Source organism: Hydrogenophaga sp. 5NK40-0174 (assembly GCF_040372165.1).
In the GTDB taxonomy this organism is placed as follows: Bacteria; Pseudomonadota; Gammaproteobacteria; order Burkholderiales; family Burkholderiaceae_C; genus Hydrogenophaga.
In genome coordinates this window covers 42,874-67,424 of sequence record NZ_BAABWG010000001.1, presented here as the reverse complement: position 1 = coordinate 67,424, position 24,551 = coordinate 42,874, and the positions used below count along the sequence as shown (strand labels likewise).

General features: G+C 61.4%; 18 protein-coding genes. 11 read left to right on the top strand and 7 right to left on the bottom strand.

The window, feature by feature from the left end:
• Positions 1-60 precede the first annotated feature (60 nt).
• The 9 genes from puuE (at position 61) to ABWV89_RS00260 (ending at position 12,238) form a co-directional block, all read left to right on the top strand.
• On the top strand, positions 61-1,044 hold the full coding sequence (puuE, locus tag ABWV89_RS00300; protein ID WP_353393104.1) for an allantoinase PuuE: 984 nt from the start codon (positions 61-63) through the stop codon (positions 1,042-1,044).
• On the top strand, positions 1,041-2,846 hold the full coding sequence (uraD, locus tag ABWV89_RS00295) for a 2-oxo-4-hydroxy-4-carboxy-5-ureidoimidazoline decarboxylase (protein WP_353393102.1): 1,806 nt from the start codon (positions 1,041-1,043) through the stop codon (positions 2,844-2,846). Before puuE ends, uraD begins: the two co-directional genes overlap by 4 nt.
• Complete coding sequence (locus ABWV89_RS00290) at positions 2,843-4,111, top strand: M20/M25/M40 family metallo-hydrolase (protein ID WP_353393100.1); 1,269 nt, start codon at positions 2,843-2,845, stop codon at positions 4,109-4,111. The genes uraD and ABWV89_RS00290 overlap by 4 nt, the downstream gene beginning before the upstream one ends.
• A 204-nt stretch (positions 4,112-4,315) precedes the next feature.
• Positions 4,316-6,613, top strand: a complete 2,298-nt coding sequence (locus ABWV89_RS00285) for an NADP-dependent malic enzyme (protein WP_353393098.1) — start codon at positions 4,316-4,318, stop codon at positions 6,611-6,613.
• A gap of 224 nt (positions 6,614-6,837) precedes the next feature.
• Positions 6,838-7,866, top strand: coding sequence for an ABC transporter substrate-binding protein (locus ABWV89_RS00280; protein WP_353395102.1), 1,029 nt, complete (start codon positions 6,838-6,840; stop codon positions 7,864-7,866).
• A 4-nt stretch (positions 7,867-7,870) separates the two neighbouring features.
• A complete protein-coding gene (locus ABWV89_RS00275; protein ID WP_353393096.1) occupies positions 7,871-8,701 on the top strand; it encodes an ABC transporter ATP-binding protein in 831 nt (276 codons plus the stop codon).
• Positions 8,698-9,465 carry an ABC transporter permease gene (locus ABWV89_RS00270; RefSeq protein WP_353393094.1) on the top strand — a complete coding sequence of 256 codons (768 nt, stop codon included), beginning with the start codon at positions 8,698-8,700 and terminating at the stop codon, positions 9,463-9,465. Before ABWV89_RS00275 ends, ABWV89_RS00270 begins: the two co-directional genes overlap by 4 nt.
• 27 nt (positions 9,466-9,492) lie before the next feature.
• Positions 9,493-10,320: an urease accessory protein UreD gene (locus ABWV89_RS00265; RefSeq protein ID WP_353393092.1), complete on the top strand. Its 828-nt coding sequence runs from the start codon at positions 9,493-9,495 to the stop codon at positions 10,318-10,320.
• 259 nt (positions 10,321-10,579) lie between these two features.
• Positions 10,580-12,238, top strand: a complete 1,659-nt coding sequence (locus ABWV89_RS00260) for a tetratricopeptide repeat protein (protein ID WP_353393090.1) — start codon at positions 10,580-10,582, stop codon at positions 12,236-12,238.
• Between the two features lie 19 nt (positions 12,239-12,257).
• On the opposite strand, the gene urtE is transcribed toward ABWV89_RS00260, so the two are convergent.
• The 5 genes from urtE to urtA form a co-directional block, all read right to left on the bottom strand.
• Entirely contained in the window at positions 12,258-12,956 is a 699-nt protein-coding gene (urtE, locus tag ABWV89_RS00255; protein WP_353393089.1) for an urea ABC transporter ATP-binding subunit UrtE, read from the bottom strand.
• A gap of 600 nt (positions 12,957-13,556) precedes the next feature.
• Positions 13,557-14,432 carry an urea ABC transporter ATP-binding protein UrtD gene (gene urtD, locus ABWV89_RS00250; protein ID WP_353393087.1) on the bottom strand — a complete coding sequence of 292 codons (876 nt, stop codon included), beginning with the start codon at positions 14,430-14,432 and terminating at the stop codon, positions 13,557-13,559.
• Entirely contained in the window at positions 14,429-15,619 is a 1,191-nt protein-coding gene (gene urtC, locus ABWV89_RS00245; RefSeq protein WP_353395101.1) for an urea ABC transporter permease subunit UrtC, read from the bottom strand. Before urtC ends, urtD begins: the two co-directional genes overlap by 4 nt.
• 23 nt (positions 15,620-15,642) lie before the next feature.
• Positions 15,643-17,262 carry an urea ABC transporter permease subunit UrtB gene (gene urtB, locus ABWV89_RS00240; RefSeq protein ID WP_353393085.1) on the bottom strand — a complete coding sequence of 540 codons (1,620 nt, stop codon included), beginning with the start codon at positions 17,260-17,262 and terminating at the stop codon, positions 15,643-15,645.
• 138 nt (positions 17,263-17,400) lie between these two features.
• On the bottom strand, positions 17,401-18,672 hold the full coding sequence (urtA, locus tag ABWV89_RS00235) for an urea ABC transporter substrate-binding protein (protein ID WP_353393083.1): 1,272 nt from the start codon (positions 18,670-18,672) through the stop codon (positions 17,401-17,403).
• A gap of 304 nt (positions 18,673-18,976) precedes the next feature.
• On the opposite strand from urtA, the gene ABWV89_RS00230 reads away from it, so the two are divergent.
• Positions 18,977-19,387, top strand: a complete 411-nt coding sequence (locus ABWV89_RS00230) for a VOC family protein (RefSeq protein ID WP_353393082.1) — start codon at positions 18,977-18,979, stop codon at positions 19,385-19,387.
• Here the strand turns inward: ABWV89_RS00230 and ABWV89_RS00225 are convergent.
• Both ABWV89_RS00225 and ABWV89_RS00220 read right to left on the bottom strand, forming a co-directional pair.
• Complete coding sequence (locus ABWV89_RS00225) at positions 19,374-20,408, bottom strand: response regulator (RefSeq protein WP_353393080.1); 1,035 nt, start codon at positions 20,406-20,408, stop codon at positions 19,374-19,376. The two genes, ABWV89_RS00230 and ABWV89_RS00225, sit on opposite strands and share 14 nt — an antisense overlap.
• A gap of 13 nt (positions 20,409-20,421) precedes the next feature.
• Positions 20,422-23,967, bottom strand: coding sequence for a hybrid sensor histidine kinase/response regulator (locus tag ABWV89_RS00220; RefSeq protein ID WP_353395100.1), 3,546 nt, complete (start codon positions 23,965-23,967; stop codon positions 20,422-20,424).
• A gap of 281 nt (positions 23,968-24,248) precedes the next feature.
• Here ABWV89_RS00220 and ABWV89_RS00215 point away from each other — a divergent pair, with 281 nt between their 5' ends.
• Positions 24,249-24,551 carry an urease subunit gamma gene (locus ABWV89_RS00215; protein WP_353393078.1) on the top strand — a complete coding sequence of 101 codons (303 nt, stop codon included), beginning with the start codon at positions 24,249-24,251 and terminating at the stop codon, positions 24,549-24,551.

Sequence of the window (24,551 nt, the reverse complement as noted above, 5' to 3'; positions counted from 1 at the left end):
CACACCCGAAGCCCCTTCTGGGTGACCGGTGTGCACAGAACTTGCTCAGGCATGACTATCATGAGCTTGTCTTCTTCGATGGAGCCCGCCATTTCCATGTACGACGCCACCACCCCCTACCCTCGCGACCTTGCCGGTCATGGCCGCAACCCGCCACACGCGCAGTGGCCGGGTGGCGCCCGCATTGCCGTGCAATTTGTCCTCAACTATGAAGAAGGTGGCGAGAACTGCGTGCTCCACGGTGACCCGTCGTCCGAACAGTTTCTCTCCGAGATGTTCAACCCGGCCGCATACCCCGCCAGACACATGAGCATGGAAGGCATCTACGAGTACGGCTCGCGCGCAGGTGTCTGGCGAATTCTGCGAGAGTTCGAAGGGCGGCGCCTGCCCCTCACGGTGTTCGGCGTGGCCACTGCCTTGCAGCGTTCGCCAGAGGTATGTGCCGCCTTCATGGAGATGGGCCATGAAATTGCCTGCCACGGACTCAAGTGGATTCACTACCAGGACGTGGACGAAGCCACGGAGCGAGCTCACATGGCAGAGGCACTGGCCATGATCGAGTCCCAGACCGGCGTGCGCCCTCAGGGCTGGTACACCGGGCGCGACAGCCCCAACACCCACCGTCTGGTGGCTGACGATGACCAACTGCTCTACGACAGCGACTACTATGGCGACGACCTGCCCTTCTGGATGAAAGTGCGTCGAACCGACGGCACCGACGCCACGCAACTGATCGTGCCTTACACGCTCGATTGCAACGACATGCGATTTGCGCTGCCACAAGGCTACTCACACGCCGATCCCTTCTTTCAGTACATGAAGGACACTTTCGATGCCTTGTACGCAGAAGGCGATCCGGGAGGACTCGACCGGCCCAAGATGATGAGCATTGGGATGCATTGCCGCCTGCTCGGCCGCCCCGGACGGATCACGGCCTTGCAGCGGTTCCTGGACCATATCCAGCAGCATGCACACGTGTGGGTGGCCACTCGCCTGGACATCGCTCGCCACTGGCAAGCCACACACCCTCGCCCTGCGCCATGACAGCTCCATTGACCCTCGAGGCACTGAACAAGGCCTCACACGACACGGCCCTGCGCTGGCTCGGCGACATCTACGAGCATTCCCCTTGGGTGGCCGAACAAGCGCTGAAGCATCGGCCGTTTGCGACGCTTGCCGCCCTCAAGTACTGCATGGCCAAGGCCGTCGAGGATGCTGGTACTGAAGCGCAGGAAACCTTGCTCAAGGCCCACCCCGAACTGGCTGGGAAGGCCATGGTGGCCAGGACACTGACCGCAGCGTCCACCAGTGAGCAGCAGCGCGCCGGACTCACCCAATGCACAGAGGAAGAGTTCGAAACGCTGCAACGCCTGAACCTGGCCTACCGGGCACAGTTCGGGTTCCCGTTCATTCTGGCCGTGCGCGGCCCAAGGGGCACAGGCCTCACGCCAGGGCAGATCATCGGCCATTTCTCCCGCCGACTGCACGGCACCCTTCAGGCTGAGCGCACCGAATGCCTGCGGCAAGTGCACCGGATCGCAGAACTTCGGCTCAATGAGCGATTCGCCCAGGCACCTGCCATTGGCGATTCACTGTGGGATGAGCATGCGCACCTCGCCCGCCACACACAGTCACCAGATCCGAGCGTTCTCAGTGTGGACTACCTCAGCCCGGCGCACCGGGCATGTGCGACAGACCTGATGGAACGTATGCAGGCAGCCGGATTCGACGAGGTCCGGCAAGATGCTGTGGGCAACGTGGTGGCGCGATATCACCCTCCGCAGGACACGCCGGATGCACGCTACCTGCTGACAGGCAGCCACTACGACACCGTCCGTGATGCCGGACGCTACGATGGGCGCCTGGGCATTCTGGTGCCACTGGCTGTGGTGGCGGCTCTCCATGCAGAGAAACGACGACTGCCTTTCGGCATTGAGGTCGTGGCATTTGCCGAAGAAGAAGGTCAGCGGTTCTCGGCCACCTTTCTTGGGTCCGCTGCGCTCACCGGCCGCTTCCAGCGAGGGTGGCTGAGCATGGCTGACAAGGATGGCCATACGGTCGCGCAGGCGATGCGTGCCGTGGGTCTGCCGGGCGAGATGGATGCCATCGCTGCCGAATGCCGAAACCCCAGGGATTACCTGGCGTTCGTGGAGTTGCACATCGAGCAAGGTCCGGTGCTGCCGAGCCTGAACCTGCCGCTGGGTGTGGTCACGTCCATCAACGCCAGCGTCCGTTACCGGTGCGAGGTCATCGGTACGGCGAGCCACGCGGGCACCACGCCGATGCAACTGAGGCAGGATGCCGCCGCCGCTGCCGCAGAGTTCATGGTATTTGCGGAACGCAGGGCCACAAGAGATGGTGATTCGGTGGCCACCGTGGGTATGTTGCACGTGCCGTCTGGTTCGACCAACGTGGTGCCCGGTCGCTGCAGTTTCTCCATCGACATGCGCGCACCGTCAGACGAACAACGCGATGCACTGTCCCATGATCTCATCGCCGAACTGCAAGGCATTTGTATCCGGCGCGGCGTGATGCTCAAGCTCGAGGAGGTCATGCGCGCTTCGGCCGCTCCATCAGCGCCGGCCTGGCAAGCCCACTGGGAGGCCGTGGTGAGCGAGATGGGCTTACCCGTTCATCGCATGCCGTCTGGTGCAGGCCACGACGCCATGGAGCTGCACCACATGCTTCCCCAGGCCATGCTGTTCGTGCGCGGCGAGAACAACGGTATCAGCCACAACCCCCTGGAGTCATGCACCGCAGACGACCTGGACCTGGCGGCAGACGCTTTCCGGCGGCTGCTCCACCGTCTGGCTCTTGAACACTCAACGACATGGCCGAATACATGAGCACTGCATCCGACAACGCCATCCATGCGCGCCTTGACGCCTGGGTCGAAGAACATTTTGGCGACCAGACGCGCTTTCTTCAGGCGCTGGTGCGCGTGCCCACCGATACGCCGCCTGGCAACAATGCACCGCACGCGTTGCGCACGGCTGAACTGCTGGCCGCAATGGGCCTGGACGCGGAGCAGCATGCCGTCCCGGAAGACGTCGTGAAGTCAGCCGGCCTCAAGAGCATCACCAACCTGGTGGTGCGCCAGAGGTTCGCCGACACGGGCCCTGTGATCGCACTCAATGCCCACGGCGACGTCGTGCCCCCTGGCGAGGGGTGGACGCACGACCCCTATGGCGGCGAGATCGAGGACGGGATGCTGTTCGGGCGCGCAGCTGCCGTCAGCAAATCCGACTTTGCCAGCTTCACTTTTGCATTGCGCGCACTCCTGTCCCTGGCGCTTCCACTTCGGGGCGGCGTGGAACTGCACTTCACTTACGACGAAGAGTTTGGTGGTGAGCTTGGTCCTGGCTGGCTGCTGGAAAAGGGCATCGTCAAACCTGACTTCCTGGTGGCCGCCGGCTTCAGTCATCAGGTTGTGGTGGCGCACAACGGCTGCCTGCAGCTGGAGGTGACCGTCGAAGGGGAAATGGCACATGCCGCCATTCCGGACACCGGAACCGATGCGCTGCAAGGCGCCAACCACATCCTCAATGCGCTCTACCCGCTCAACGCGGGGTATCTCGATATCCGGTCCGGGGTCGACGGCATTGATCATCCCTACCTGAACATCGGGCTGATCCAGGGGGGCACCAATACCAATGTTGTGCCGGGAAAGGTGGTCATCAAACTCGATCGCCGCATGTTGCCGGAAGAGGACCCGGAGACGGTGGAGGCATCACTGCGCCAGACGATTGCTGATGCTGCTGCGAGCTTTTCACCACCCCGTGGCGGCAAGTCGCTCAAGGTGACGGTGCGTCGCATGCTGCTGGCCAAAGCCATGAAGCCACTGCCCGGCCATGAACGGCTTTCCACCGTCATCCAGCGGCATGCCTCTGCGCTTTTCGGAGAAGACGTCCCCGCCGTGGGTACGCCGCTCTACACCGATGCGCGCCTCTATGCGGCCAGAGGCATTCCCGCCGTCATCTACGGTGCAGGCCCTCATACGGTGCTGGAGTCTCACGCCAAACGGGCAGACGAGCGACTGGCGCTGAGCGACCTCAAAGCGGCCACGCAAGTGTTGGCCCGATCTTTGTACGACTGGCTCAAGGCCGATTGAGGGACCTCTGCTCCAAGGCCACAATCCACCCGGTTTCCACTTCGCGAAATAGGGAATCATGCGTTGAAACCCGCGTCAATCCTTGCTGTGCAGCGCAGCAAAGCATCTGTCAGCGTGTCAGAATAGAGGGCCAGGGCCGGGATGGCCACGACCGAAAAAACACCACAAAATGCGCCAGCATCGCCACTGGACGCCGGAGATTCCATGACCCCTCAAGAAATCGCGCTGCGCGACGCTGCGCTTGACTACCATCGCACCCCCAACAAAGGCAAGATCGCAGTCGTCCCGACCAAGCCGCTGTCCAATCAGCGCGATTTGTCCCTGGCGTACTCGCCCGGCGTGGCCTATCCGTGCCTGGCCATCCAGCAAGACCCCTCTCTGGCCGCCGAGTACACCAGCCGCAGTAATCTGGTGGGCGTGATCACCAACGGAACCGCCGTCTTGGGTCTGGGCGATATCGGCCCTCTGGCGGGCAAGCCGGTGATGGAAGGCAAAGGCTGCCTGTTCAAGAAATTTGCCGGCATCGACGTGTTCGACATCGAGCTGGCTGAACGCGACCCCGACAAGCTCGTCGAGATCATCGCGGCGCTCGAGCCCACCCTGGGTGGTGTCAACCTCGAAGACATCAAGGCGCCCGAGTGCTTCACGATCGAGCGCAAGCTGCGCGACCGCATGAAGATTCCAGTCTTCCACGACGACCAGCACGGTACCGCCATCATCTCTGGCGCAGCATTGCTCAACGGCCTGGAGCTGGTTGGCAAGGACATTGCCCGCGTGAAGGTTGCGGTCTCCGGCGCAGGTGCAGCGGCCATCGCCTGCCTGGACCTGATGGTCGGTCTGGGCGTGGACCCGAAAAACATTCTGGTGTGCGACTCCAAAGGCGTGATCCAGAACGAGCGTGAAGACGCCAAAGCCGGCAAGCTCGACGAGTCCAAGCAACGCTACTGCCAGACCACCGATGCCCGCACGCTGGCCGACGCCTGCCGCGAGGCCGACGTGTTCCTCGGCTGCTCCGCTGCCGGCTTACTCACCCAGGACATGGTCAAGACCATGGGCACGCAGCCCATCATCCTGGCATTGGCCAACCCCGAGCCGGAGATTCGCCCGGAACTGGCCAAGGAAGTGCGCCCCGACTGCATCATCGCCACCGGCCGCTCGGACTACCCGAACCAGGTCAACAACGTTCTCTGCTTTCCCTACATCTTCCGCGGCGCACTCGACTGTGGCGCGACCAAGATCACCGAGGAAATGAAGCTGGCCTGCGTGCGCGAAATCGCCGACATGGCCAAGTCCGAGACCAGCGATGAAGTGGCTGCAGCCTACGCCGGGCAGGATCTGAACTTCGGCCCTGACTACATCATCCCCAAGCCGTTCGACTCGCGCCTGATTCTCAAAATCGCGCCGGCTGTTGCCAAGGCTGCGGAGGCTTCCGGTGTGGCCACACGTCCTATTCAGGACATGGAAGCCTATGTCGACAGCCTGGGGCAGTTTGTGAGCCGAACCGGCATCATGATGAGGCCCATCTTCAACGCGGCCAAAGCCATTGCACCTGAAAGCAAACGCGTCGCGTTCGCCGATGGCGAAGACGAACGTGCCTTGCGCGCCGCCCAGATGGCCATCGACGAGCGACTGGCCACGCCCATCCTGATCGGCCGCCCGGCGGTGATCGAGGCACGCATCAAGAAAGCTGGCCTGCGCATGAAGCTGGGCGTAGACGTGGAGAACGTGAACCCCGAAATGGACGAGCGTTTCCGCCAGTACTGGGAGCATTACCACAAGCTCATGGGCCGCAATGGTGCCACGCCTCAGGTCGCCAAGGCGGCGGTGCGCCGCTCGAACACCATCATCGGTTCGCTCATGGTTTCGCTCGGCGACGCTGACGCGGTGATCTGTGGCCTGGTGGGCAACTTCGTGACCCACCTCGAACGCATCGACAGCATCCTGGGCAAAAAGCCGGGCGTGACCAACTACGCCTGCCTCAATGCCCTGATGACCGACCTTGGCCCCATCTTCATTGCCGACACCTACGTCAACGAAGATCCCAGCGCGGAGCAGCTGGCAGAGATCGCCTGGATGGCGGCCCAGGAAGTGCAGCGCTTTGGCCTGCCACCCAAGGTCGCTTTCCTCTCGCACTCCAGCTTTGGCACCTCCAAGCGCGCATCAGCCAAGAAGATGCGCCAGGCACGCGACATCTTCGTGGCGCAGCACCCCGATATCGAATGCGATGGCGAACTGCACGGCGACGCTGCCCTGCAACCGGAAATTCGCACCGCATACCTGGCAGACACCACGCTCAGTGGCTCGGCCAACATCCTGATCTGCCCTAACCTGGACTCGGCCAACATCCTCTACAACGTGCTCAAGACCACGTCCAGTGGCGGCGTGACCGTGGGGCCAGTCCTGATGGGCGTGGCGGCGTCGGCCTACATCCTCACACCGGCTGCCTCCATGCGCCGTGTGCTGAACATGACGGCCCACGCGGCCGCATGCCAGCGACGCTGAGCCAAGATCACCGTCATCCAGGCAAGGAAGGGGACGCAGCAGCGTCCCCTTTTTCATTGGCCCACGGAAATCCACTGTGGCGGCAGTTCGCACCTCGATGGTGCACCAACCACTGCACCAGCGCCCGGATCAGGCGTATGCCCATTCCACGGACTGGCACCGAATTTGCTGAAGACCAGGGATTGTCCACTTACCCCCTCTGGAGGCACTTCCCCATGTTTCCCATGCTCAGGCGCCAAGTCATCTCGTCCGCTATCGCTGTCACCGCCACGCTGGCATTTGCCAAGGCCCACGCCGAAACGCCCATCAAGTTTCAGCTCGACTGGCGGTTTGAAGGTCCCTCCGCCCTCTTCCTGCTCCCTGAAGCCAACGGCTACTTCAAAGCGGCCGGCCTCGACGTGACCGTGGACTCGGGCAACGGATCAGGCGGCGCCGTGACGCGCGTGGCATCGGGCACCTATGACATGGGCTTTGCCGACCTCGCAGCCTTGATGGAGTTTCACGCCAACAACCCTGACGCACCGAACAAGCCGGTGGCCGTCATGATGGTCTACAACAATACGCCAGCAGCGGTGTTTGCGCTCAAGAAAAGCGGCATCAAGGCACCCGCAGATCTGGAAGGCAAGAAGCTGGGCGCACCAGTGTTTGATGCCGGCCGCAAAGCCTTCCCGATCTTCCAGAAAGCCAACAAGGTCACCAAGGTCACCTGGACATCCATGGACCCGCCATTGCGCGAGACCATGCTGGTGCGAGGAGACGTGGATGCCATCACCGGCTTTTCCTTCACGTCCCTGCTCAACCTGGAAGCCCGCGGCGTGAAGCCTGACGACATTGTCGTCATGCCCTATGCCGACAACGGCGTGAAGCTCTACGGCAATGCCATCATCGCCAGCCCCAAGCTGATTGCCGAGAACCCTGACGCCATCAAAGCATTTCTGGCTGCGTTCAGCAAAGGCGCCAGGGAGGTGATCGCCAACCCGGGTGAAGGCGTCAAGGCCATCAAGGCCAGAGACGGCATCATCAACACCACGCTGGAAACACGCCGGCTTCAACTGGCCATCGATTCGGTGGTGGCCAGCCCTGATGCGCGCAAGGAAGGGTTTGGGCATGTGGATGCCGCTCGCCTCGCACTGATGGCCTCGCAGGTGTCGGACGCCTACGGCACCAAGACGCGCATCGATCCCAAGGCTGTCTGGAACGGCTCATTCCTGCCCGAGAAATCGGTGCTGGACATTCTGCCCAAGGCGAAATGACGCGATGACCCAGCCCACCGCCCAGGCGCCCTTTATCGACTTCGACGGCGTCTGGCTGGCCTACAGCGACGCGTTGACAGCACAGGGGCAATTCGCTGTTGAAGACATCCACTTGAAAGTGGATCAGGGAGCCTTTGTTGCCATCGTCGGTCCTTCGGGCTGCGGCAAGTCCACCTTCATGAAACTGACCACAGGCCTGCGCAAGCCCACCAAGGGGCGCATCCTGATCGATGGGCAGCCGGTCGACGGCCCGCTGAAGATTTCCGGCATGGCGTTTCAGGCGCCTTCGCTTTTGCCGTGGCGCACCACGCTCGACAACGTCTTGCTGCCACTGGAGATCGTTGAGCCGTATCGGCGCCAGTTCAAAGACCGGCGCAAGGAGTTCGAGCAACGCGCACTGGCCCTGCTCGAACGGGTGGGCCTCGGCGGCATGGGTGGCAAGTACCCCTGGGAATTGTCTGGCGGCATGCAACAGCGCGCCAGCATTTGCCGCGCCCTCATCCACGAGCCCAAGATGCTACTGCTCGATGAACCCTTCGGCGCGCTGGACGCCTTCACCCGAGAAGAGCTCTGGTGCACCCTGCGCGACCTGTGGGAGGCGCAACGTTTCAACGTTGTGCTGGTCACGCACGACCTGCGCGAATCGGTCTTTCTGGCCGACACGGTCTACTGCATGAGCAAGAGCCCTGGCCGATTCGTGGTGCAACGGGACATCCCCATTGCCCGCACACGCGAACTGGAGGTGACCTACACACCCGAGTTCGCAGACATCGTTCACGAACTGCGCGGACACATCGGCGCGCTGCGATCACCTCAGGTGCAAACACAGCCATGACATCCAGAACACTTGAGCGTTGGTCGCCCTTCTTGCTGCTGGCCTTGGTGATCCTGATCTGGGAGGCCATCACCCGAGGCTTTGGCGTCTCCGAGTTCATCTTCCCCAGTCCTTCCCGCATCTGGGAGCAGACACTGGAATTCAAGGAAGTGATCCTCGGTCACGCCTGGCGCACCTTCTGGGTCACCATGGCCGGATTTGGTCTGGCCATCGTCGTCGGTGTGTTGCTGGGTTTCCTGATCGGCAGCTCACGCCTGGCCTATGCTGCCATCTACCCGCTCATGACAGCCTTCAACGCGTTGCCCAAAGCTGCCTTTGTCCCGATTCTGGTGGTGTGGTTCGGCATCGGCATCGGGCCGGCCATCCTCACCGCCTTTCTCATCAGCTTCTTCCCCATCATGGTGAACATAGCCACCGGCCTTGCGACCCTGGAGCCGGAACTGGAAGACGTACTGCGGGTCCTGGGGGCCAAGCGCTGGGATGTGCTCATCAAGATCGGGCTGCCGCGTTCCATGCCCTACTTCTTTGCGTCGCTCAAGGTTGCCATCACATTGGCTTTTGTGGGCACCACGGTCTCCGAAATGACCGCCTCCAACGAAGGCATCGGCTACCTGCTCATCTCCGCTGGATCGTCCATGCAAATGGGCCTGGCCTTCTCTGGCCTGATTGTGGTGGGTGTGATGGCCATGCTCATGTACGAGTTGTTCAGCCTGCTTGAGAAGCGCATGACCGGCTGGGCCCACCGAGGTGCGCACGCGCATTGACCCCCAGATCGAGGCTACACTCATCAGATGCCCTGGCAAGCCAAGCTGGAACTGAACTATTTGCGCCAAGACGGCGGCAAGACTTACGTACAAGCATCGCACGATGGACCGCTGCGGGTGCTCAAAAGCCACTTCCCCGAAGGCCCCGCTGTCTGCCACAACGTGATCGTGCACCCACCTGGCGGGATAGTCGAAGGTGACACGCTCGACGTTGCTGTGCGCGTTGCCGAGGGGGCGCACGCCTTCATCAGCACGCCAGGTGCCACTCGCTTTTATGCCTCGGACAATGTTCCCGGCCAACAGCTGGTCAGGCTGAAAGTCGAGAACAGGGCCCGCCTCGAATGGCTGCCGCTGGAGACGATCGCGTACTCAGGCTGTTTCGGCCACAACCATCTCGAGATCGAACTGGCCGAAGGCGCCGAGATCATGGCCTGGGATGTGACAGCGCTCGGTCTGCCGGCAGCGGGTCAGGCTTATGAACGAGGTCGTTTCCACCAGCGGATGTCGCTCGGCAAGCTGTGGCTGGAAGAGGGCTGGCTGGATGCCACCGATTCGAGGTTGCTCAACTCTCCGGTCGGCCTCAACGGTCAGCGCAGCCTGGGGACCATGGTGCTGGCCAGCGGCAGTACCTTGGGCCGGGACCGCATGGAGCACTTGCTCGAGGCTGCCCGAAGCGTCCAGGCGAGCGCCGACATCGTGGTCGGCTGTACCAGCCCCAACGGACAGATGATCGTCATCCGGGCACTGGCTCCTGTGGTTGAGCCCCTGATGGCCTACTTCCAGGCGGTGTGGGCACAGCTTCGCCCTGCAGCCTGGGATATGCCTGCCTCCTCGGCACGTATCTGGCACGTTTGACCCCGCTGGGGTGGCAAATCGCACCCCTTGTCCAGCCATTGATCAAAGCTGCTGAACTGACGGCCATTTCTGCCGTTGTTCAGGGTTTGAACTGCGTGCATGCATCTTCACAATGTGCATCTAAGGTTTTCATCGGGCTGTGTTCGCTGAGTGGACCAGCCGTTACCAAAAGATCAAAAAGATGCCAGGAAGTAACCCGTCGATTCGTGAAGCCAGTGCCCTAGTCTGTGATGGAAACGCACAGTCACGGGGGTTGATCGTGAGTCATTTGCGCGAGTTCGGTGTCGGCAGGATCGTGCAGTGCTCCAGGCCGTCGGATGCGCGACTCAAACTGGAGCTCGGCACCTACGACCTGGTGGTGTGCGAACAGCACTTTGACGCCGAGGACACGACGGGTCAGGAGCTGCTGGACGACTTGCGCCAGAACTGCATGCTTCCGTTCTTCACCATCTTTGTGATTGTCACGTCGCAGGCCACCTACAGCAAGGTCGCAGAGGCAGCCGAATCGGCACTGGACGCATACCTCATCAAGCCCCATACCTCGACCGCACTGACCGACCGCATCGCCCTGGCCAGGGATCGCAAGATCGCACTGCATGACATCTTCGATGCCATCGACCGTGAGAATTACCGCGAGGCAGCCAGGCTGTGCAAGCAACGCTTTGACGCACGCGGGCCCTACTGGCTCCACGCGGCAAGAATCGGTGCTGAACTGATGCTGCGCATCGGTGAGTTTGCACAGGCGCAAAGCCTGTACGAAGCCGTCGCCAATGCCAAGACTTTGCCATGGGCGCGACTGGGTATCGCGCGGGTTCAGATGGCCAATGCCGAGCCTGAGAAGGCGGTCTCTACACTGCAAAAGCTGGTGGACGCCCAGCCGGGCTATAGCGACGCCTACGACATCATGGCGCGGGCCCAGTTCGAGATGGGCGATTTTCGCCAGGCCATGGAGACGTTCAAGCTGTCGACTCGGCTGACCCCATCATCCGTCAGCCGCCTGCTCAAGCACGGATTGATGGCTTACTACGTGGGTGAGCGAGAGGAAGGCATCGAACTGCTGGAACGCGCCATCCAGATCGGTCAGGAGTCAAAACTGTTCGACCCACAGGCCTGGGTGCTGGCCGCATTCTCCAAGCTGGATGCATACGAACCGAAGGGACTCAACCGGTGCCGCGATGGGTTGCGTGACTATTGCGAACGCCATCCTGAGAAGGACCGGGCCAAACGTCTGCTCGAAACCGTCCAGACGATGGTGGCCATTCAGGACCACCAGATTGCGAGAGCGCTTGACGACATTCGCTTCCTGCACAAACAGGTCCTGGATCCCGCTTTTGACTTCGAAGCAGCCTGCAACCTGCTTTCCCTGATGACGCGTCTGGCCATCCGGTCCATCCAGCTGTACGAAGTCGAGGCAGCCGTCGACACCATGGGATTGCGCTTCGCTTCGAGCAAGGCACTGACCCAACTCCTGTGCTGCGCCGTCGCCGAACGACAGGACTTTGCCAAGCGTATTCAGCAAGGCTTTGATGCCGTCTCTAAGTGGTCTGAAGAAGCCATGACGCTCTGCCTCGACGGCAAGCCACAGGCAGCCGTCGAAAAACTCCTCACCCAGGGCAAAGGGAGCTGCAACGCCAAGCTGATCGAGTCCGCCCAGTCAGTCCTGGACCGATACAGGGACGACATCGAAAACTACGACGCGCTCAAGGCAAAGGCCGACGACATGCGCGAAAAATACCGAACCAACGAACTGCACGCTGGCCTGGGCGACCTGCCCATCACCGGTCGATCCGCCGGGGGCATCTCCCTGCCCACCTCCTACAAGCCGTCAAACAGGAAAGGGCTGCTGGCCACGCGTGATGAAGCGGACTCGCAAAACGGCGGCCTGTGGCCAGCCACAACGGGCGCCTCGCAGGGTTGAGTCTCGCCTTCGCCAGAGATCAGATGGCCACCAGCTGCCGGATCCCCTTCTCGGCCATCTCGGTACCAGGGCCTGCAGCGATGACTTCACCTCTCTCCATCACCACATACTCGTCGGCCAGCTCCTCGGCGAAGTCGTAGTACTGCTCCACCAGCAAGATGCCCATGTTGCCGCGATCGGCCAACATGCGAATCACCTTGCCAATATCCTTGATGATGTTGGGCTGAATGCCTTCGGTGGGTTCGTCCAGAACCAACAGCTTGGGCCCCGCGGCCAGGGCTCGCGCAATGGCCAGTTGCTGTTGCTGACCACCTGAAAGATCGCCCCCTCGGCGATGCAGCATCTGTTTGAGCACAGGAAACAACTCAAACAGTTCCGATGGGATCGGCGTGCCACCCTTTTTGTAGGCCAGCCCCATTTCCAGGTTTTCCTCTACGGTCAGGCGCGCGAAGATCTCACGGCCTTGCGGCACAAAGCCAATGCCACTGCGCGCCCGCTCGTAGGGGTTCTTCTTTTCGATGGATTGGCCTTCTAGCTCGATGGAACCGCTCTTGATGGGCACCAGGCCCATGAGCGACTTGAGCAAGGTGGTTTTGCCCACGCCGTTGCGGCCCAGCACCACCGTGACCTTGCCCATTTCGGCCTTGAGGTTCACGTTGCGGAGGATGTGGCTGCCGCCGTAGTATTGGTTGATGTTTTTGAGTTCGAGGAGGCTCATACTGTCTTCTCCAGCCTAGAGGCTTGGCCAACGTGGAATACCGGGTTTCGCCTTAAGGGCGACTCACTTTCTTTTGCTTCGCCAAATTCACATGCCGGGTCTCGCCCCGGCGGGCGAGGTACTTTTCTTTGCTTCGCCAAAGAAAAGTACCCAAAAGAAAGGCGAGCCGACGACCGGGCCGCTTCACGGTACCTTGCGCTGCTCGGTTCGCCCGGGGTGCGCGCAAACTCGGCTATCGCCTCAAACATGCACGCCCCTTGTCCGGGCGCCCCTGCGCTGCTCAGCCCGGCCAAACGGCAAGAACGCAGGCATCCACCTCTCACGCCCAATGAGGCCACACAGGAAAAAGGTCGCCCATCGCCGTGATGCGCTGGCGAGTAGCGCAGGACTGGGCGGAAAAGGGCTGTGCATGTTTGAGGCGTCAGCCGAGTTTGCGCAGCCCCCGCCCTGGCCGAGCAACGGAGTGTGCCCGTAGCGCAGCGCAGGGACAGCGCATTCGGCTCGCCTTTCTTTTGCCTTCTTTTCTTTGGCGACGCAAAGAAAAGAAGGTCGGCCAGCAGGCCGAAAAAGCCGCCTCTCGCCCGAGAGGAAAAGCCGATGTCAGCGACCAAGATACACCTCAATCACTCTCTCATCCGCCTGTACCTCATCAATCGTGCCTTCGGCCAGAACCGAGCCATCGCACAACACGGTCACCTTCTCGCTGATGGTGCGGATAAAGCTCATGTCGTGCTCCACCACCATGAGGGAGTGCTTGCCTTTGAGCGACAGGAACAACTGCGCCGTGCGCTCTGTTTCTTCGTCGGTCATGCCCGCCACCGGCTCGTCGAGCAACAACAGCTTCGGGTCTTGCATCAGCAGCATGCCGATTTCCAGCCACTGCTTTTGACCATGGCTGAGGTAGCCAGCCATGCGAGAAGCGCTTCCCGAGAGGTGAATGGTCGTCAGCACCTCCAGCAAGCGGTCTTGCTGGGTGCTGTCGAGCTTGAAGTTCATCGAACGACGCACACCCTTGTCCGTGGCCAGTGCCAGCTCCAGGTTCTCGAACACCGATAGCTGCTCGAACACCGTCGGCTTCTGGAACTTGCGGCCGATGCCCATGGCGGCGATCTCGGCTTCGCGATAGCGCAGCAAATCGATCGTGGAGCCGAAGAACACCTGTCCACTGTCCGGTTTGGTCTTGCCAGTGATGATGTCCATCATCGTGGTCTTACCCGCACCGTTGGGACCGATGATGCACCTGAGCTCACCTGGTGCGATATCGAGCGAAAGGTGGTTGATGGCCTTGAAACCATCGAAGGCCACATTCACATCTTCCAGGTACAAAATCCGGCCGTGTGTCGTGTCGACCTCTCCCGGTGTCAACACTCGGCCATAGCCAGCGTTGCGTCCGCCAGATTCCGTCAAACCCGGACTGCTTCCCACCTTGGATTTTTCGAGGCGCTCGGCACCCGCTTCCATCAGGTCTGGTGTCATGCCTGCACTCCTTGTTGCTCTTCTGCCGAAGACGATGCGGGAGGCACCGACTCCAGATCGCCCACGGGCTCGTCCTTCTTCCTTCCACGCAACAAACCCACCACACCGTTGGGCAGGAACAGCGTCACCACGATGAACAAACCGCCCAGGAAGTACAGCCAGAACTCGGGAAAGGCCACCGTGAGCCAGCTCTTGGCACCGTTGACGATGAAGGCGCCAACGATGGGGCCGATCAGCGTGGCGCGGCCACCCACCGCCGCCCAGATGGCGATCTCGATGCTGTTGGCAGGCGTCATTTCACTTGGGTTGATGATGCCCACCTGCGGCACGTACAAAGCGCCAGCCACACCGCACATCACCGCCGAGATGGTCCAGATGGTCAGCTTGTACGGCAATGGGTTGTAGCCACAAAACATGACGCGGCTCTCAGCATCACGCACGGCCTGCAACACGCGACCGAACTTGCTCGTCACCAGCCAGCGCGCCCACAGGAAGAAACCCAGCAGCGTCAGGCCCGTCAGCACGAACAGTGTCATTCGCATGGTGGGCGTGGCCAGTGGAATGTCCAGAATGCGCTTGAAATCGGTGAATCCGTTGTTGCCGCCAAAGCCGGTTTCATTGCGGAAGAACAGCAGCAGCGCAGCGTAAGTCAGCGCCTGGGTGATGATGGAGAAATACACGCCCTTGATGCGCGAGCGGAACGCGAAGTAGCCAAAGATGAAGGCCACAATGCCGGGCACCAGAACAATGAGGAACAGCGTCGCGATGAAGCTGTCGGACAGTGCCCAGTGCCAGGGCAGCTCTTTCCAGTCGAGAAACACCATGAAGTCAGGCAAGTCGCTCTGGTATTGACCATCGCGGCCGATCTGGCGCATCAGGTACATGCCCATGGCATAGCCGCCGAGCGCAAAGAACAGGCCATGACCAAGGCTCAGAATGCCGGTGTAGCCCCAGATCAGGTCCATGGCCAATGCACAGATGGCGTAGCACATGATCTTGCCCAGCAAGCCGACCATGTACTCGCTGAGGTGTAGAGAGCTCTCTGGCGGCACCATCAGATTGAGCACGGGTGCTACAGCACACACCACCAGCAAAGCAATGATGAAGGCGCTCCAGCCTTTGCGCGTGAGCAATGGCCCTTGTGCAGGCAGTGAAGGCATGGACACAGCAGTGGATGAAGGGTTCATGGAAGAAGGACTAGAGGACGTCGTCATGCTTCGGCGCTCCTTCCCTTGAGTGCGAAGATGCCTTGAGGACGCTTCTGGATGAACACGATGATGAAGACCAGAACAGCAATCTTGGCGAGCACTGCACCCGACCACCCCTCCAGGAACTTGGACAGCAAGCCCAGCCCCAGTGCGGCGTACACGGTGCCGGCGAGCTGCCCCACACCGCCGAGCACCACCACCATGAACGAATCCACGATGTAGCCCTGGCCCAGGTCAGGCCCCACGTTGCCCACCTGGCTCAAAGCGCAGCCCGCCAGGCCTGCAATACCGGAGCCCAGTGCGAATGCGTAGGTATCGATGCGCGCCGTGTTCACGCCCATGCAGGCAGCGATCGGGCGGTTTTGCGTCACACCGCGAACAAACAGGCCCAGGCGTGTGCGGCTGATCAGCAGCGTCACGCCTACCAGCACCATGAGGGCAAACGCAATGATGAGAATGCGGTTCCAGGGCAGCGTCAGGTTGCCCAGCAGCGTGATGTTGCCGCTCATCCACGAGGGGTTCTCCACGCCCACGTTTTGCGCCCCAAACAAGCTGCGCACCAGTTGCATCAGCACCAGGCTGATACCCCAGGTGGCCAGCAAGGTCTCCAGCGGCCGGCCATACAGAAAGCGGATCACGCTGCGCTCCATGATGGCGCCAACCATTGCCGAAGCCATGAAAGCCGCCGGGATAGCGGCCACCAGGTACCAATCGAAATACTCGGGCAGGCTCGCACGGAAGAAGCTCTGCACCAGCCAGGTGGCATAGGCGCCGATCATGATGAGCTCGCCGTGGGCCATGTTGATCACGCCCATCAATCCATAGGTGATGGCCAGCCCCAGAGCGGCCAGCAGCAGGATCGAGCCCAGGCTCACCCCGCTGAAGACTTGGGCCAGCGCGCTGGACAACGCCAACGAACGTTCAACGGACGCGATGGAAGACTTCAATGCCGCCTTCACCCCGTCGTCCGATTCCTGCTCCAGGCGCCGCTCCAGCAGTGGTTTGACCACTGGCTGGCGCGCATCACCCAGCTTTTCTGCAGCGGCCAGGCGTTTGGCCACATCTTCATCGCCCAGCAGGATGGCAGCTTGCGCAAGCACCAACAGATCACGCACCTCGCCTTGAAGGTCATTCCTGGCCAACGCTGCTTCGATCAAGGGCAATTGCTCCGGATCGGGGTCATCAAAGGCGCTGCTGCGAATGCGGGAAGCCGCCTCCACGCGCCGGGCCGGGTCGGCAGCGCTCAGGTCCAGGCCTGCCAGCGCTGTCTGCAAGGCGCCGCGCATGCGGTTGTTGATCATGATGCTCGACATGTCATCGGCCGGCGGCATGGTTTCACCCGTCACCGCGTCCTGCGCGTCTTCCCCCTGCCAGATGAGCACGCGCTCGCCCTGAGTGAACACAGCCTCCTCGGCCATGGCGCGAATCAGCTTCTCGGCGCGTTCATCACCGCTGGTAGCCAGCCGATTGAGCACCGGGATGCGTTCATCGTTGGTGCCGTTGGCCAGCACCTGAGCATCAGCCTGCTCCAGCGCATGGGCGCTGGTACTGAACAACAGGGCAGCTGCCAGCAGCAGCGTCAGCCGGCGCCATCCGTGCGCCAAAGGTCCGAGCAATCGCATGTCGAATTCGTTTCGTCATTCAAACCAAAAAAGCGGAGTGGCACATTGCGCCACCCCGCCAGGGCTTCTTGATCAGAGGTGTCTGCTGCGCAGCGACAAACACCTCTTCCCTGTCAGAAGCTTTCGATGCGTCTGCGATTACTTCGCAGGCACGTTCTTCTTGCCCTTGTTCTCAGCGATGTAGTCGCTCCATGGATCCGCCACCACAGGGCCTGGGGTCTTCCACACCACGTTGAACTGGCCGTCAGCCTTGACTTCGCCAATGAACACTGGCTTGTGCAGGTGGTGGTTTTCCTTGTCCATGGTGGACATGAAGCCGCCTGGGGCCTTGAAGGTCTGGCCAGCCATGGCTTCAATCACCTTGTCGGTCTCGGTGCTCTTGGCCTTCTCGACCGCTTGCGCCCACATGTTGATGCCGATGTAGGTGGCTTCCATCGGGTCGTTGGTCAGTGGCTTGTCCTTGTGGCCGGGGATACCCTTGGCCTTGGCGTAGTCGCTCCACTTCTTCACGAACGCCGCGTTGGTCGGGTTCTTGACGGACATGAAGTAGTTCCATGCAGCCAGGTGACCAACCAGAGGCTTGGTGTCCACACCGCGCAGCTCTTCCTCACCCACTGAGAAGGCGACCACTGGCACGTCAGTAGCCTTCAGGCCCTGGTTGCCCAGTTCTTTATAGAAAGGCACGTTGGAGTCACCGTTGATGGTGGACACCACGGCTGTCTTCTTGCCTTCGGACGCAAACTTCTTGATCTTGCCGATGATGGACTGGTAGTCGCTGTGACCGAAGGGGGTGTACTCCTCCATGATGTCCTCGTCCTTGATGCCCTTGCTGTGCAGGAAGGCGCGGAGGATCTTGTTGGTCGTGCGAGGGTAGACATAGTCGGTGCCCAGCAGCACGAAGCGCTTGGCAGAACCGCCGTCCTTGCTCATCAGGTACTCAACCGCAGGAATGGCCTGCTGGTTGGGTGCGGCACCGGTGTAGAACACGTTCTTGGACAGCTCTTCACCCTCGTACTGCACGGGGTAGAACAACAGGGAGTTCTTCTCTTCAAAGACGGGCAGGACCGACTTGCGCGAAACAGAGGTCCAGCAGCCGAACACCACGGCCACCTTGTCCTGGTCGATCAACTGCTTGGCCTTCTCGGCAAACAGCGGCCAGTTGGAAGCGGGGTCCACCACCACAGGCTCGAGCTTCTTGCCCATCACGCCGCCCTTGGCATTGATCTCGTCGATGGTCATCAGGGCCACGTCCTTGAGGACGGTCTCCGAAATGGCCATGGTGCCCGAGAGCGAGTGCAGGACGCCAACCTTGATGGTATCGGCAGCCAATGCTGGGTTCAGGCCAAGGGCGGCCACGCCCAGTGCGACAGCGGAAAGGGACTGTGCCATGCGGCGACGGGTCAGATTCATGGGTAAGTACTCCGGTAGATCAGTGAGTGGAAGTGGAGGAAATTGAGAAGAGAGAAACCTGTTGAGAACGACTGACGGATCAGTTGCTACGTAGGTTAAGGATCAGGACTCGATCCGGAAATACGCCATGTGGGGTATGCCCGGGGTATGGAGTTCGGCTTGGGGTCGAATCGGCAACGCCGGTCACCAATGCGCCATCGCGGGACGAGCAAGCGAACTAGGATGCTCAGGACCAAACAGAGGCAGAGGCGGGTGGTCGCCACCCTTTGGCCTCCCGCCGCTCGAAACCACCAGAGGAGACAACATGAGCCTGCACATCACCAAAAGCGCCATTGATCTGGGCATCGTGACCACCAACGGCGACCCGATGCTCGCCTTCTACCGGGACACCCTCGGACTTTCCTATGCCGGCCACAACCCCATGCCCGGTGGCAACGGCACGATGCACCGAATGATGTGCGGTGACACCATGATCAAGCTGGTGGTTCTGCCTGAAACCAAAGCTCAAGCGGCACCCGGCGGCATCGGTGGCGCGACGGGCTACCGATACTGGACGATCACGGTCGGCAACCTCAGCGAAGCCCTGACCGCTTGCGAAGCGGCGGGAGCCAGGATCGTGGTGAAGGAGCGCGAAATTGCGCCAGGCGTTCGCATCGGCATTGTGGCCGACCCGGATGGCAACTGGGTGGAACTGCTGGGTCTCAGCGCTGGTTGAGCACGCCGACCCGACTCATGGCCATGCGCGCCGCCGAGGTGCGCGTGTCCGCCCCCATCTTGGCGAACACCTTTTCCAGCTGTTTCTTCACTGTGCCGGCGCTGGAGCCAAGGATGTCGCCAATGTCCCGGTTGGTCTTGCCCTTGACCACCCAGTAAAGCACCTCGGCTTCGCGCGCAGTCAGGCCGAAGGTCTCGGCCAGCGCGTCGGTGGCGCCCTGTTCGGAGCTTTCCTGCATCACCACCAGCCAGTCACGGGCGTCCTCTTCGTCGCCTATCTGACGGTGAACCGTCAAACTGAGTTCGCCCGAGCCATGCCGAAGAACAAGACGCGGCAAATCGACCGTTTCTTCTTGGGCCTGGCGCTCACAGCGCTGCAACCAGGCCAGCACCTCTTCCGGCACAAACGCCTGCGGCACATCCGGCCCACCGTATCGGACCAGCAACTCACGCGCCAGAGAGGTTTGCCACAACAGCCGGCCATCGCTGACGCGGACCGTGATACTGGCGTACCCGAATGCATCGAGCGCATTGCGGGTCTGGCTTTGCTCAGCCTCGACCGCCTGCGCCTGGCGCGCCGTGCGCAAGTGAACACCCATGCGCGCCATCACTTCACGCGGCTTGACAGGCTTGGTCACATAGTCTGATCCGCCCGCATCCAGCGCCGTCACCAGGTGCTCGGTCTCGGTCAACCCTGTCATGAAAATGATGGGCACATGCCGGGTGCGCTCATCGGCCTTGAGCCGACGCGCCACCTCAAAACCGTCCATCCCCGGCATCATGGCGTCGAGCAGCACCACATCGGGCAATGCCTGCTGGGCACGTTTGATGGCTGACGCGCCATCCAGCGCCACCAGCACCGTGTAACCGGCCTCGTCCAGTGCATCGTGAAGCGGCGCAATGTTGTCCGGCATGTCGTCCACCAACAGCACAACAAGGCCGTCGTCCCGGTGCAATGGCAACGGAACGATGCTCTCAGGGAGGTCAGAAAAAGCAGATGAGGAAGCGTCTGTGGCGGACATGGTGGCCCCGACTTTACTCTGACTCTGCCAAGTCACTTGACGCGGCAGCGTCGCCATTGGCCCCCAGCTGAATCAAGCGTCGCTCCATGGCTTCGAAGCGAAACTCCCGTGCCAGCGCCTTCATCTCTTTGGCAAAAGCGTCTTGCCCGGGGTGGGCCGGCAACCAGGCATCGAACCACTGCACGATGCCCTTGTAGTAGCCCAGGCGCACCAATTCCAGAAGCGGCGTCAGTTCCGTGCCAACCAACTCTGGCCTTGACACAGAGAGCGGCCCCTTTTGGGCCTCAGACTGAACCCGATCCCGATGCGGGGGCAAGTCTGCTTTGTCCACCCACTTCAACGCCAAGCGTTGCCCCAGCCACTGCAGAAGATCATGCCGGCGCACCGGTTTGACCAGAAAATCCTCCGCCGGCAAGTCCAGTTCGTTGTCCAACCCCTTGTCAAAAGCATTGGCAGAGACAATCGCTTGCGGCACTTTGCCCCAGCCCGATTGACGCAGGCGCTTGAGTGTCTCCCACCCGTCGATGCCAGGCATGGCCAGGTCCATGAAGATGGCGTGGGGCCCCGCAGCCCCGCCTGGCACTTCGCCCTGCAGCAGGGCCAGCGCGTCCAAACCGCTGTGAGCACGCAAGACTCTGAAGCCCAGGGGTTCAAGCCATTGGGCCAGCAGCTCCCGGTCCGTGGCCTCGTTGTCCACCACCAGCACAGTGCGCCGCGCACCTTCGTAGCCCACGTGATCCGGTTCCTTTTTGCGCATCGTTGGTTCAACGCCGTGAACTTCGGGCATGAACAGCCGCACAGTGAAGACGGTGCCTTCTCCCAGCTCGCTGCTCACCTTCATCTCGCCACCCATGAGATCCGTCAGCATTCGAGCAATGGTCAGCCCCAGGCCGCTTCCACTGGTGCCGCCGGCCACGTCCACAGTGCCGTGCGATGCCGCTGTCTCGCCGCGAGAGAATGGCTCAAAGACGCGCTCCAGTTCCTGATCAGACATGCCGGGGCCCGTATCGCGCACCTCGAATACCGCCATTTCACGGGCATGGCTCACCGTCAGACGCACTTCACCTTCACGGGTGAACTTCACCGCATTGCCCAGCAAGTTGATCAGGATCTGGCGCAAGCGCTTTTCATCCGCCCGCACCACCTCAGGCAAGCGGTCGCTGCGCTCAAACACAAAGCGCAAGCCCTTGGCAGCCGCCTGCAACTCAAACATGCTGGCCATTTCCTGCACCAGCTCCGCAAAGGCCACCGGCTTGGATTCCAACGCCAGCTTGCCCGACTCGATCCGGGCCACGTCAAGCGTTCCTTCAATCAGAGACAGCAAATGCTCGCCACCCCGGTTGATCACACGAATGGCTTGCGCACGGTGCGGTGGCAAGGAAGCATCCTCCTGCAATAGCTGCGCATAGCCCAGGATGCTGTTGAGTGGCGTGCGCAATTCATGACTGATGGTGCTGATGTAACGCGTCTTGGCCTGGTTGGCCTGCTCAGCCGCCCGGCGCGCATGCTGCAAGGCTTCGTCAGTGCGTTGGTGAGACTCGATCTCCTGCATGAGCAAATGCGTTTGCCGATTTGACTCCTCTTGCGCCACCTGCCGGCTGCGATGCGCCAGCACCAGCCACCAGGCCACAATGCCCGTGATCAGCAACAGCACCAGGTACACCCGCACAAAACCCGTTCGCAGCGCAGCGTCCAGCAGGTTGCTGTCGGCGGCAAAGGCCACAGACTGATCCAGCCTGTGCGCTTGCTGCTTGTAGAGCAAGCCCAGAACAGCGGCCAGTACCGGCGCCATGACCAGCATGATCAACAGGTAGTGCGCAAGCCCTGCCTCCAGGTGCCGCCACAGGCGTTGCGGGGAGATGGCCCTGAGTACACTCAGCCACTGCACCGAAAGCTGCGCATGTGGCTTGCACATGTCGCCGCAGCGCGCATCCAGCGTACAGCAAAGAGAGCAGATGCTGCCCTTGTATGCGGGGCAATGCGCCATATCCGGCGCCTCGTACTCGCGCTCGCAAATCACGCATTTCTGCAGCTTCAGGCGCTGGTACGCGCCTTCGCCCGTCGAAGATGAACTCTCCTTGTCCAGTCGGCGCGCCAGGTAGTAGCGACCACCCGTGAGCCAGGCCAGCAGTGGCGACACCACCAGCGCCGTCACCATGGCGATCACAGCCGAGAAGGCCTCGCTGGCGGGGCCCAGAATGCCGAGGTAAGCCAGAATGGACAGCGTTGACGCCAGAGCCATTGCGCCCACACCGACCGGGTTGATGTCGTAGAGGTAAGCGCGTTTGAATTCGATGCCCTGAGGCGACCAGCCAAGCGGCTTGTTGATGACCAGATCGGCGACCACCGCCATGATCCACGCGATGGCGATGTTGGAGTACAGGCCGAGCACCTCGCCCAACGCATGGAACACGTTCATCTCCATCAGCATGAACGCGATGGCCGTGTTGAACACCACCCACACCACCCGGCCAGGGTGGCTGTGCGTCAGGCGCGAGAAAAAGTTGCTCCATGCCAGCGACCCTGCGTAGGCATTGGTTACATTGATCTTCAGCTGCGACAACACGACAAATGCCGCCGTCACCGCCACCGCCCAACCGTAATGCGGGAACACATACTCGTAGGCGGCCAAGTACATCTGGTTGGGGTCCACCGCGCGGTCCACCGGCACCATGTGGCTGATGGCCAGATAGGCCAGCAGCGCGCCACCCAGCATTTTCATCACCCCCAACACCACCCAGCCCGGCCCCCCGGCCAGCACCGCCGCCCACCAGCGCCACCGCTTGCCCGGTTCGGGCTGCGGAGTGAATCGCAAGTAGTCCGCCTGTTCGCCCATCTGCGTGATCAAGGCTATGCCCACCGTCAGAGCCGCACCAAACAGGTGCCATTGAAATGCACCACCTTGGCCATCCGCACCGGCGTAGTGCACGACCTGTTCAAAAGCCTCGGGCTCCATGGCCAGCACGGCCACGAATGGCACCACCATCAAGGTCAGCCACAAAGGCTGGGACCACATCTGAAAACGACTGATCGCAGACACGCCATGGGTCACCAACGGAATCACGACGAGAGCGCAAATCAGATACCCCCACACAGGCGGGATATCCAGCGCCAGCTCCAGCGCATAGGCCATCACGGCGGCCTCCAGCGCGAAGAAGATAAATGTGAAGGTGGCGTAGATCAGCGAGGTGATGGTCGAGCCGATGTAGCCGAACCCTGCCCCGCGGGTGAGCAAGTCCATGTCCACGCCATAGCGGGCCGCGTAGATGCTGATGGGCAGGCCGGCCATGAAGATGATCAGGCCGGTGGCGAGAATGGCCCAGAACGCGTTGATGAAGCCGTATTGCACCAGTAAGGTGGCCCCCACCGCCTCCAGAATCAGGAACGATGCAGCGCCAAACGCCGTGTTGGCCACCCGCCATTCGCTCCATTGGCGAAATCGCTGGGGCGTGTAGCGCAGCGCGTAGTCCTCCATGGTTTCGCTCGCGACCCAAGAGTTGTAGTCGCGACGAACCTTGATGATGCGCTGAGGGGCCGTCGATGTAGTATTTGCTGCCACCCCGGAAGTACCGGCGTCTACGGCAGATGGCGTATTGGTCTCCACGCAGGACTGATCGCAGAATCTGTGCCAGGCAAACCGCTGCAATGGTGAGAGGGCACGCAACTTGCAAAACGGCAACTGCGCCCGATCATCGCCCGGTAACGGTCCATGCCTGCTGCAATCTGCTGCCTAGATCGCGTTGGCTACCGGCCCCAAGAGACTCAAACACACGTGCCAGGACATCTATTTGACCAGTTGAAGAGACAGCCTGCGCCACAACACCAGAAGCGAAGCAAACCATGGAACTGACTCCGCGTGAAAAAGACAAGCTGCTGATCTTCACTGCAGCGCTGCTGGCCGAACGCCGCAAGGCCCGCGGGCTCAAACTCAACTACCCCGAAGCCGTTGCCCTGATCACCGCCGCCGTGATGGAAGGTGCGCGCGACGGCAAGAGCGTGGCCGAGCTCATGAGCGAAGGGCAAAAAGTCCTGACGCGCGCGGATGTGATGGACGGCATCGCGGAAATGATCCCTGACATTCAGGTCGAAGCCACCTTCCCCGACGGCACCAAGCTGGTGACCGTGCACCAACCGATTCCCTGA